A 10,254-nucleotide genomic window follows, 5' to 3' on the forward strand; every position below is an offset into this window, starting at 1 on the left:
AAGTGGCAACATTTTACGCTGCCCGCAGCGAGATTATCACGCCACTTCCGTGGCTCACTTTTGCACTGCCGTTCTCACTTCGATCGCGCGGTATGCGCCCAGCTCGGGTGCGCCTATCCCAAGCAGGCCTATTGATACGATGGGGTTTTCCGGGGTCGATTGCTGCCAAGCCTCTGCCGCAGAAAGCCCGACGTTGGCATAGGAGGCTTGCAACCCCTTGTTGTTGAACAGGGCGGCCTGAACTGCGGTGTCTGCACCGATGCGTTTGCCACGCACCAAGGCCTGAACCTGCCGCCGCAAAGCCTCATTTCCCGCCTGCGATTGGGCAAAGGCGGTTTGCTTGCCAATGGCCGCAAAGGTTTGGGATGAGATCGCCGCAAATCCGGCCTTGTTGTCAGTATAGGCGCCGGGAACGGCCCCGACACAGGCGCTCAGCAACAGCGGCCCCGCAATAAGCATAGGGTTTTTAAGAATGCGCATCAGTTGCCCTCCGTCTGTTCTTGATTGACTTCGCGCCAATCGCGCGGCCCGGTCGGGGCGCGGTAGGTGTAACCGGCCAGCGGGTCTGCGGCGCGCAGCGGAGCAGTCGCCCCAGGAAGGCTTGCGGCCTGCAAGGCGGTGGTATTGGGAAGCGGCGTTGGCGTGGATGCACAAGCACCAAGCGCCAAGGCACACGCCCCGGTTAGGATTTGGGATTTCATGTGTATTACCTGATCAAAGGACAGTCCGCGCTCTATCAGCGCAAAGAGGCCGACCCCGCGGGGCCGGATGTCAGATCAAGTGTTTTGGAGGGCGTAAAAAGCCGCTGGCATCAGCTGCGACGAGCGTCGAGTGAAGAATAACGGGATCAAGTAGCGCGGCTTCAGCAGGTGGCGGCGCAAAGCCATCAATTAAAATCGCTGCCATACACATGCCCGCACAGCATTGATGCAGCCCTGCATTGGACGCGTGTTTTCCCGTGCTGGTGCCACAATCCATTTGTGCCGAAGCATGGGCATGGACCAACCCAGCTGCATGGCCAGCGCTTTGCGTGACATTGGAATGGTCGCCATGAACTCCCATCGTCGCATGCGCCGAGGCCGGTGGAAAAAACGCCAGCGCAAACGCAACAACAAGGCACGAAAGCACCTTGATCACACTTGCAATGGAACTTTTCTTTCTCATAGCACAGCGATGGCGCAAGCACGCCCCTCTGTCAACGCTTCCAGCGCGGGAAGGTTTCTGACAAACCCGTGAGCGTCCTATTTTTCAAATCGCTTGTTTTATTTGGAACTGTCCAGCGCGGGAAGATGCTTACCCAGCATTTCTAATTATCCCTGCCAATTTAGACGAGGTTCCTTCTTTCATTATGCCCTTGACCTTCCCGTGGCTGGAAGGCCCAGGGTGCGATCTGGTTTCGATATCCGTTTGCAACGAACGGAAGGGAAAACAGCGCTGGCGCGGTGAACATGATGCGGCGCTTGTGCGGTAAGCAATGCTTAAATCTGCGGGTGACTGGCGACAGTGCGTTCGGTCATGGGCCGTGACGGGCCTGTGACCAGCGTTTGTCAGCAGATACAAAGCTATCACAGGTTAGGTGAAAATGATAATGAATGGCTATGGAATGGGCCTTGGCTGGATATGGATGATCGTCATCTTTGTGCTGGTCGGCCTCGCAATCGCGGCGTTGGTCAAATACCTGCGCAAATGAACCAAAGGGAAACACAATGGACTATACAATTAACCGTCTGATAGCGGGCGCTGATTTTGATGCCGTTGATGCGCGCACCCGTGCGGCCTTGGCCGAAAAGGGTTTTGGTATCCTGACCGAGATCGACGTTAAGGCGACGATGAAGAAGAAGCTGGATGTCGAGATGCCTGCCTATCGCATCCTTGGCGCCTGCAACCCGAAAATGGCGCATGAGGCCATTGGGATAGAGCCACGCGTGGGGACCATGTTGCCCTGTAATGTGATTTTGCGCGAAGTTGACGGTGGCGTGGAGGTCAGCGCGATTGATCCTGTGGCCTCGATGCAGGCAATCGACAATGCGGCGCTGCATGCGGTGGCGGGACAGGTGCGTGACCTTTTGGCTAATGCCGTTAAGGCCATTTGAGATGACCTTGCGCCGCAGCCTCCTTGTGGCGATGGCAATCCTCGGGCTCGCTATGCTTGCGCTTTGGTGGTTCGCGCCGTCTATATTAGTCGACGCCAAGCGACTTATGGATCGTGACGCGTTGGAGGCATTGGTGGCGCGAGCGGGTCTTTGGGGGCCTTTGTTGATTGTCGGTCTGATGACTCTTGCTATCGTTGTCAGCCCGCTTCCGAGTGCGCCGATCGCTATGGCGGCTGGTGCGGCTTACGGGGATGTTTGGGGCACGGTTCTGGTCGCCATCGGTGCCGAACTTGGCGCGTTGATTGCCTTTGGTCTGGCCAGACACCTCGGGCGTGATGTGCTGCGCCACATGTTCGGCGAGCGGTTGGATGCTGGATTGCTTGGCTCGCAGAATGCCCTGACATGGACCGTATTTGCCAGTCGCCTGATGCCCTTCCTGTCTTTTGATATGATCAGCTATGCGGCGGGGCTTAGCGGCCTACATCTGTGGCGCTTTGGTTTGGCAACATTGGCTGGAATTATACCTGCAAGCTTCGTCCTCGCGCATTTTGGCGGCGAAGCGATAAGCGGAGACATGGGCCGCACGACTTGGGCGGTTTTGGGCCTTGGACTGATCACCGGATTGCCCATGCTTTGGGTCGCGTTGAGACAGAAAACAAAAAAGGGAACCTGATGGCGCAAACCTACGATAAAAACAGCATTTCTCTGCCCGCGCGGTAGCTTCTGGCCCGCAACCTTATAAGGCAAAACGACTACGAATAAAGTTTAAGCTTCTCGTTATTGGATGGCTTAGGCCCAAGAAATCCAAAAGAAAGTTGTCACACCATGGAACACAATCATTCCCATGCGAAGTCGAACATTCCCGAGGGCGCTGAAACAGCAAAGGATCCGGTTTGCGGTATGATGGTTGCGATTGATCCTGAGGCGCGCCACGCAGCGTTTCAGGACAAAACATTCCATTTCTGCTCGGACAAATGCCAGACAAAATTCAAGGATGATCCATGGTTCTATGCGCAGGGGCGGGCCGAAGGACGTAAGAAAACCGTAGCTGTTGATACACAATACACCTGCCCGATGCACCCAGAAATTGTCCGTGATGCCCCCGGTGCTTGCCCGATTTGCGGCATGGCGTTGGAGCCGATGCTGCCAACAGACGAACCCAGCGAGGAATTGACAGATTTCACGCGCCGGATGTTGATATCCGCAGTGGCGGCGGCGCCTCTCATCGTTCTGACCATGGGGGAATTCGTTGGCCTGCCGGTGCGTGATTGGATCGGCCATCAGATCGCCAGCTATCTGGAGTTTGTATTGGCGACACCGATTGTTCTTTGGGCTGCAGCACCTTTCTTCAAGCGTGGTTGGGACTCGCTGGTCAACCGGTCCCCGAACATGTGGACGCTGATCAGCCTTGGCGTGGCGGCGGCCTATCTCTATTCTATCGTGGCAACTTTTCTGCCAAGCATCTTTCCTGATGCCTACCGGATGGGCCAAGGTGTGGGCACCTATTTTGAGGCGGCTGTGGTGATCATCACGCTGGTCTTTGTCGGCCAAGTGCTGGAGTTGCGAGCGCGGGAACGCACGGGCGATGCGATCCGCGCCTTGCTGGATCTTGCGCCAAAAACTGCGCGGCGCATTTTGCCAGACGGCACCGAATATGATGCCCCGCTGGACAACGTCATGGAAGGTGATCGACTACGGGTGCGCCCCGGCGATGCGGTGCCCGTTGACGGAGTGGTGATCGAAGGGCAGTCCAATCTGGATGAAAGCATGCTGACCGGCGAATCCATGCCCGTTGAAAAGGGGCCCGGCGATGCCGTAACTGGGGCAACCATCAACAAAAACGGGTCTTTGGTCATTGAGGCGGGCAAGGTCGGTGCAGATACCGTGCTGGCGCAGATCGTGGCGATGGTGTCCAACGCCCGACGCTCACGCGCGCCGATCCAAGGCATGGCTGACCGTGTGTCGGCGGTGTTTGTGCCGACCGTGGTTGGCGCGGCGATCTTGGCCTTTGTTGTCTGGATGATCTTTGGGCCGGAGCCCGCGCTGGTTTATGCCATCGCCTCTGCCGTTTCTGTGCTGATCATCGCTTGCCCCTGCGCGCTTGGTCTTGCTACCCCGATTTCAATCACCACTGCGGCGGGACGCGGGGCACAGGCGGGTGTGCTGATCAAGGATGCCGAAGCGCTGGAACGCATGGCAAGCGTTGACACGCTGATCGTGGACAAGACCGGCACGCTGACCATGGGCAAACCAAAGCTGACCGATACTGTGGCCCTTGGTGACATTGCCGAGGCTGATATTCTGTCTTTGGCGGCGGCGTTGGAGCGTGGCTCGGAACATCCTTTGGCCGAGGCAATTGTCGAGGGAGCCGAAGCGCAGGGTGCTGCACGGCAAGAGGCTAAGGATTTTGAGTCCGTTACCGGCAAAGGCGTGCGTGGTGCTGTTGGTGGCCGCGCCGTGGCCCTTGGCAACACCGCGATGATGCAAGAGATGGGCTTGGACACCGCGCAGGCCGAGGAAAAAGCGGATGCGCTGCGGACCGAGGGCAAGACCGCGATGTTCGTCGCCGTTGATGGAGCGCTTGCAGGCATCGTGGCCGTGGCTGACCCGATCAAAGACAGCACCGCACAGGCCATCAAGGCGCTGCATGCGCAAGGCCTGCGTGTCATCATGGCGACAGGCGACAACGAGCGTACTGCGCAGGCGGTAGCAAGCAAACTTGGCATCGACGAGGTGCGCGCTGGTGTTTTGCCCGAGGATAAAAAGAACTTGATCGACCAGTTGCGCCGCGACGGGCACAAAATCGCAATGGCAGGTGACGGGGTGAATGATGCACCCGCTTTGGCCGCTGCCGATGTTGGTATCGCTATGGGCACCGGCGCGGATGTGGCGATGGAAAGTGCTGGCATCACGCTTTTGGGCGGTGACCTGATGGGTATCGTGCGGGCAAGAAAACTGGCCCGCGCCACTCTGCGCAATATCAAGCAAAACCTGTTTTTCGCCTTTGCCTATAATGCTGTCGGTGTGCCAATCGCGGCAGGGCTGCTTTATCCGGTCACGGGGCTGTTGCTGTCGCCTATGATTGCGGCGGCGGCGATGAGCTTGTCCTCAGTATCCGTCATCACCAACGCGCTGCGCCTGCGGCGTGTCGATCTATAAAAAAACCGAAAAGGAGATTCTAATCACAACCTTCCACATTCTCGACCCTTGACCCTGCAGCATGCGTCACGTTTGATATGGCAGAGCGAAAGGTCTCGATTGAAGGTATGCGGGGACGTGTCGGCTGTAATGGCCGCGCTGGCAACGGTTGGTTTGCCTGCCTCGCTGGCTGATAGCCCTTTGCCATTGGGGCACGGTCCGCTAAGGGCCGGCCGTTTTGGCCAGCCCAAACGCTCAGGTTTCGATGATTTCAGAAACCGTTGAGGGGTTTTGAAGGTCGGTGCCCAGATGTTTGACTGTCTTGTTCACCTTGGTATGTCCCAACAAGAACGATATAGTACGCATGTTGGGCCCAATTCCCCGTCACAGATTAATGTCGGTGCCCAAAGCGATGAGCAAAAACCATAGAGTGTTATTCTACACTCTCTGGTATCAGATCCCGACTTGAGGAACCGAACGTAATGGCTAAGTTTCCAACCTCCCGCGTCGACAAGTTGCTGTCCTCTATGGGCTATGGCTCGCGCAGGGAAATAGCGCAGATGGCCAAGGCTGGCGGTATCACTCTGGACGCGGCCGACCTCCTGGACGTCACCAAACGCATCCCTATTACGCCAGATTTACCGACCCGCATGAAGATTGACGGCGAGGCGCTGGATCCCGTCGCGGGCATGGCCATCCTGTTGAACAAGCCCTTGGGCATGACCTGTTCGCATAAAGAAGAGGGCGCGCTGGTCTATGACATCCTGCCCGATCGCTGGAGATGGCGTAATCCGGCGATCTCGACCATCGGCCGTTTGGACAAGCAGACCTCCGGTCTTTTGGTGCTGACGGATGACGGCGACCTGCTGCACCGTGTCATCAGCCCCAAGCGCCATGTCAAAAAGACCTATCGTGCCAAGCTGGCCCGCCCGCTCAATGGCTCGGAAGCCGACCAGTTTGCTTCGGGCCTTTTGATGCTGGAGGGCGAAAACAAGCCGCTGGCCCCTGCCGAACTGGACATAATTTCCGAAACCGAAGTCCTGCTTAGTGTGACCGAGGGCCGATACCATCAGGTGCGCCGCATGTTTGCTGCCACCGGCAATCACGTAGAAGAACTGCACCGCGAAAGTTTGGGCGGTCTTTCACTGCCTGATGGCTTGGCTCCCGGTCAGTGGAAACTGCTGAGTGGAGAAGAAATCGCCTCGATCTTTCAGTAGGCCGAGCGCCGCACAATAGCACGCCAACGCAACGAGCGCCTAGGACAGAACTTGCATTGCCAAACACCTGCGGAGAAGGCTCTTTCGCAACGTTTTTGGCTTTCACTTCGTCAGGAGCGATAGCACTCGTTTGCTTTTGACGGTTCAGGTGGTCGGAGGGTGACCTATCGCGGTATATTGCACGCTTTGATGTGATGGTCTGCGTGTGTGCCAGCATCGCTCGCGTTAGGTCTGGGGGACGAGGAATGCGGAACACTCCTAAAAGACAGCATTAATCTAACCCGAATACAGCTTAGCTAAGCCGTTAAACTGTCCTAATAAGCAGGGCCACGTCATATGCGGAAAAGGGGCGCTTACCCCCCAATTAACGTCGCGCTACGCCCTGCGAAGGGCTTGTTTTTCGGCAACCCATTCCAGTGCATGCCGAGAATAGGCCGTAATCTCGGCCGCAACCGCTGGAATTTCCTGTAATTTCTCTCGGTAGGCTACCACTGGGTCTGGCCAGATCAGTGTTTGGCCGGTGTCTTGCGTCAGCAGGTCTATCCAGAGAAATGTTGGTGCAAAGCCGCAGTCGCCAAGGCCAAAGGGCAGGTCATGCGCCAGCAAAACCGCAAGCTGATCCAGCCGTTTTGCAATCCCTGCAACCGCACGCGCAGCGGCTTCTGGGTCTGGCGTGGTGACAAGCGGGAATAGGCTGCGCACGGCGGGTTCCAGCCGTGTGTCGTGAAAGCGGGCGCGCTCGCGCATACGCCCACGGGCATTGATATCGGTGGGCAATAATGGCGGTGCAGGAAAGGCCTCATTGATGTATTCGGCAATCGCTTCACTATCACTCAGACTGAAATCGCCCACGGTGATCGCCGGCAAGTTGCCAAAGGGCGAGGCGCTGGCAAAGCCCTCGGGGTCGCTGGCTGGCATGTGCTCTTGCCATGTTAGCCCCTTGGCGCGCAGCAGGATTCGTGTTTTGGCGCAATACAGGCTGTGTGGCACGGAATAAAGCGTAAGCATGCGGCGGCCTCTGAGTATCAAAAGTGGGCGGTCATGAAACAAGGGGCGCTGGTGCGCGCCCCTTGTTAGCCGTTCAAGCGATCAGTTTGAAAGCTGCCACTTCGCAGCCAGCGTGTCGAACAGCCCAGCCTCTTTTTGCAAAGTAATCCAAGTGTTGACGTAGTTGATCCAAACTTGGTCATCCTGCTTCATCAGCATAGCCACCGGTGTTTTCGCGCGTGGTGCAGAAACCGGCACGATCATCAACTCGGGATATTGTGCGACCAACTTGTTCGCCTCGACGTTTGAGGTGATATGCGCGGTCGCACGCCCCGAAAGTACCTCTTGGAAGTCGCGGGCAGGGGCTTCGACGATCTTATGGGCGGCGTTCGGGAAGAATTCCTTGACCTGCTTTTCCTGCGTCGTGCCAAGTGTCGCAGCAACGGTCACCTCTGGCTTGTCGAGATCGGCCCAGTCTTTATACAGATCGGCATCTTTTTTGTTAATCAGCGGCACGGTAGCAAGGCTAAAATAGCTGTCGGAATATCCCGCAGCTTTTGCCCGTGAAGGGCTGATCGAGGCAGAGCCGGTGATGTGGTAAGTGCCTGCGGTCACACCCGCGACAAGCGTTTTCCAATCGGTCGGCACAAATTCAACTGTGACGCCCAGATCAGTGGCAAGGGCGGTCATCACGTCGATATCATAGCCGGTGTAGGTGTTTGTCGCGATGTCCTTCATCGTCATCGGGTTCCAATCGCCTGTTGTCCCGACCTTCAACACGCCAGACGACAGAATGTCGTTCAAGGCGGATTGCGCGCTTGCCACCATAGGTGCGGCGATCAGCGTTGCTGCCACTAGCACGGTTTTCATAAACGTCATAAGTATCTCCCAAGGGTTCTTTTATCTGTTCAACAACGATCCTTGCCGTTGCCATTTTGCAATGCAAAGCTATCTAGGGCTTTTTGCAGCAGATCAAGCCGTAGGGCACAAGGAATAACATTCTATGGACGATAGTACTGCAATCATTCGATTTGCGCAGGTTTCCAAGCATTATGATGCGTTTCAAGTGTTGAAAAACATCACTCTTGAAGTGGCCAAGGGCGAACGTCTGGTGATCTGCGGGCCGTCGGGGTCGGGTAAGTCGACGTTGATCCGCTGTATCAACGGGCTAGAGGCCTATGGCAGCGGTGATGTTTTCGTGAGCGGCCTGCGCGTGGGTTCGGATAATCGCAGCATGTCAAAGGTGCGCGGTCGGGTCGGGATGGTTTTTCAGCAGTTCAACCTTTTCCCACATTTGACGGTGATGGAGAACCTGATGCTTGGCCCGATGCGCGGGCGTGGCATGAGTTCTGCCGCCGCCCGCGAGATCGCCACGCGGTATCTGGCGCGCGTGCGCATCCCCGAGCAGGCGGATAAATACCCACGTCAGCTTTCGGGTGGCCAGCAACAACGTGTGGCGATTGCGCGGTCGCTGTGCATGGAGCCTGAGATCATGCTGTTTGACGAGCCGACCAGCGCACTTGACCCCGAAATGATCTCCGAGGTGCTTGAGGTAATGGCCGAGCTGGCGACCACAGGCATGACGATGCTGGTGGTCACGCATGAGATGGGCTTTGCCCGCCGTGTCGCCGACCGGATGGTGTTCATGGACCACGGCGAGATTGTCGAAGTGGCGCCGCCCGAAGACTTTTTCTCTGCGCCCAAGAGTGTAAGAACGCAGGATTTTCTGCAAAAAATCCTGAACCATTAGGGGCTGATGATGCGTCTTCTTGCTTTGCTTTCAACCATGCTTTTGCTGTCGGGCTGTTCAGGCAGTTGGGGCTGGTATGTGGTCAATCCGACCACGACCCAAGGGTATAACAACCTAAAGTTCATGCTCTCGGGGCTTGCCTATACGGTGCAGCTTTCGGCCACCGCGATTGCGATTTCTATCGTCGTGGGGCTTTTGGTTGCGCTGCCCGCTTTGTCATCGAACAAATGGCTGCGCGGCATAAGCCGCAGCTATGTCGAGGTGGTGCGCGCGGTGCCGGTTTTGGTGCTGATCTTGTGGGTTTACTATGGCCTGCCGCCTGTGACGGGCATCACCATCGGCGTGTTTTGGGCCGGTGTGCTGGCGCTGGCGCTGTCCGACAGCGCGTTTCAGGCCGAGATTTTCCGCGCAGGTATCCAAAGCATTGCACGCGGCCAGTATGAGGCGGCCTATTCCGTCTCACTCGGGTATAAGGACACAATGCGCTATGTGATCCTACCCCAAGCGATCCGCCGCATTCTGCCCGCTTTGGGCAATCAGCTGGTTTACATGCTGAAAATGTCGTCGCTGGTGTCGGTGATCGGGATGCAAGAATTGACCCGAAAAGCGAATGAGCTGGTCGTATCGGAATATCGTCCGTTAGAGATTTACTCGATACTGGTCCTGGAATATTTGGTGCTTATCCTGATCGTCTCGGCTTGCGTGCGCTGGTTCGAGCGGCGGATGCAAGTGAATGAGCGGGGCTAAGGCGGGCATTTCTTCGTGGTGAGGGACGAGATTGAGCATGAGATGTTTCCACTCGATCACGTCGGTCGGGATCGCCCCGCACCGTATTAAAATCGATAAGTTCCGCGGCAAAGAGGGTTGGGGGCGGCCTGCTGCTGTTCACGTGCGAACCTCGACCGTTAACCTATAGCGTCTGCATGGCCCGCGCGGGGGGTAGTATTCTGCGAAAGCCTTCGTCCGGCTACACTATTTAGGCCGCCTTCCACCGTAACCGCTCCATTGTTACCGCGGCGATTTAGCTTTGATGCGGGCCGCGAGATCGGTGTCCTCCACGAAGTCATCA

Annotated in this window: 10 protein-coding genes and 1 pseudogene; 6 read left to right on the plus strand and 5 right to left on the minus strand. The window is 56.9% G+C overall.

What is annotated here, in order from left to right; all coding sequences use genetic code 11:
* Positions 1–78: 78 nt before the first annotated feature.
* The 3 genes and pseudogenes from ACEN2J_RS19930 to ACEN2J_RS19940 form a co-directional block, all read right to left on the minus strand.
* Positions 79–480: pseudogene (locus ACEN2J_RS19930) on the minus strand (TolC family protein); the annotation flags it as partial.
* The gene (locus tag ACEN2J_RS19935) at positions 480–701 is read right to left on the minus strand and encodes a hypothetical protein (RefSeq protein ID WP_442108394.1); all 222 of its coding nucleotides are present in this window, start codon (positions 699–701) and stop codon (positions 480–482) included. The pseudogene ACEN2J_RS19930 and the gene ACEN2J_RS19935, both read right to left, overlap by 1 nt.
* A gap of 70 nt (positions 702–771) precedes the next feature.
* Positions 772–1,164 carry a hypothetical protein gene (locus ACEN2J_RS19940; RefSeq protein ID WP_442108396.1) on the minus strand — a complete coding sequence of 131 codons (393 nt, stop codon included), beginning with the start codon at positions 1,162–1,164 and terminating at the stop codon, positions 772–774.
* Between the two features lie 542 nt (positions 1,165–1,706).
* Between ACEN2J_RS19940 and ACEN2J_RS19945 the strand changes: the two genes are divergently transcribed.
* From ACEN2J_RS19945 to ACEN2J_RS19960, 4 genes are all read left to right on the plus strand, one after another.
* Complete coding sequence (locus ACEN2J_RS19945) at positions 1,707–2,093, plus strand: DUF302 domain-containing protein (protein ID WP_442108398.1); 387 nt, start codon at positions 1,707–1,709, stop codon at positions 2,091–2,093.
* A 1-nt stretch (position 2,094) separates the two neighbouring features.
* On the plus strand, positions 2,095–2,766 hold the full coding sequence (locus tag ACEN2J_RS19950) for a TVP38/TMEM64 family protein (protein WP_442108400.1): 672 nt from the start codon (positions 2,095–2,097) through the stop codon (positions 2,764–2,766).
* Positions 2,767–2,918: 152 nt separating this feature from the next.
* Positions 2,919–5,252 carry a heavy metal translocating P-type ATPase gene (locus ACEN2J_RS19955; RefSeq protein ID WP_442108402.1) on the plus strand — a complete coding sequence of 778 codons (2,334 nt, stop codon included), beginning with the start codon at positions 2,919–2,921 and terminating at the stop codon, positions 5,250–5,252.
* 461 nt (positions 5,253–5,713) lie between these two features.
* Positions 5,714–6,448 carry a 16S rRNA pseudouridine(516) synthase gene (locus ACEN2J_RS19960; protein WP_442108404.1) on the plus strand — a complete coding sequence of 245 codons (735 nt, stop codon included), beginning with the start codon at positions 5,714–5,716 and terminating at the stop codon, positions 6,446–6,448.
* Positions 6,449–6,823: 375 nt separating this feature from the next.
* Here the strand turns inward: ACEN2J_RS19960 and ACEN2J_RS19965 are convergent, their stop codons facing one another.
* Positions 6,824–7,456 (minus strand): glutathione S-transferase family protein, encoded by a 633-nt coding sequence (locus ACEN2J_RS19965; RefSeq protein ID WP_442108406.1) that lies wholly within the window; start codon positions 7,454–7,456, stop codon positions 6,824–6,826.
* An 81-nt stretch (positions 7,457–7,537) separates the two neighbouring features.
* A complete protein-coding gene (locus ACEN2J_RS19970) occupies positions 7,538–8,314 on the minus strand; it encodes a transporter substrate-binding domain-containing protein (RefSeq protein ID WP_442108408.1) in 777 nt (258 codons plus the stop codon).
* 124 nt (positions 8,315–8,438) lie between these two features.
* On the opposite strand from ACEN2J_RS19970, the gene ACEN2J_RS19975 reads away from it, so the two are divergent.
* Together ACEN2J_RS19975 and ACEN2J_RS19980 are read left to right on the plus strand one after the other, a co-directional pair.
* Positions 8,439–9,185: an amino acid ABC transporter ATP-binding protein gene (locus ACEN2J_RS19975; protein ID WP_442108410.1), complete on the plus strand. Its 747-nt coding sequence runs from the start codon at positions 8,439–8,441 to the stop codon at positions 9,183–9,185.
* Between the two features lie 6 nt (positions 9,186–9,191).
* A complete protein-coding gene (locus ACEN2J_RS19980; RefSeq protein WP_442108412.1) occupies positions 9,192–9,932 on the plus strand; it encodes an amino acid ABC transporter permease in 741 nt (246 codons plus the stop codon).
* The last annotated feature ends 322 nt before the right edge of the window (positions 9,933–10,254 follow it).

The organism is Pseudorhodobacter sp. W20_MBD10_FR17, from assembly GCF_052119765.1.
Taxonomy (GTDB): Bacteria; Pseudomonadota; Alphaproteobacteria; order Rhodobacterales; family Rhodobacteraceae; genus Pseudorhodobacter.